The sequence below is a fragment of the Frankia tisae genome (assembly GCF_025403405.1).
In the GTDB taxonomy this organism is placed as follows: Bacteria; Actinomycetota; Actinomycetes; order Frankiales; family Frankiaceae; genus Frankia; species Frankia tisai.
On the sequence record NZ_JANEZT010000861.1, the window covers coordinates 1 to 391 of the forward strand.

A 391-nucleotide genomic window follows, 5' to 3' on the forward strand; every position below is an offset into this window, starting at 1 on the left:
CATCAAGGACGGGTGGAATCTGGCCCGCGACGCTGCTGGCGTCGCGCTCTCGCGCCATCGCGAAGCTTCGTCAATCTATGCCAGCAGGCAAGAGCATCACGAGCGGTCGATGCGTAGGGTGGCTGCAGACGAATGGCGACGGGAGGCTGAGTTCGGCGATGACGAGGTATTGGCTTCCCTGGCCAAAAGCTGGTCCAGGAAAAACGACAAGGCCTCCACGCTGGACCACCTATGGCAAGACAGCCATGGCGGGCTTGTTGATCGGGGGGTCATCCTGGCTGAGCAGAAGGAGAGGGCCAAGGCGTCGAAATCGCAGAACATCCAGCTGAAAGACCGGCCGCTGCCGGAGGTGGAGGGCGCTTCCAACGCGCAGGTCGCTGCTGTGATGGAT

General features: G+C 62.1%; 1 protein-coding gene. It reads left to right on the forward strand.

All coding sequences use genetic code 11. The features are described 5' to 3' along the window. Window positions 1-391 (forward strand): hypothetical protein (locus NBZ85_RS32020; RefSeq protein WP_261563535.1); only part of this gene is annotated, 391 nt, incomplete at both ends.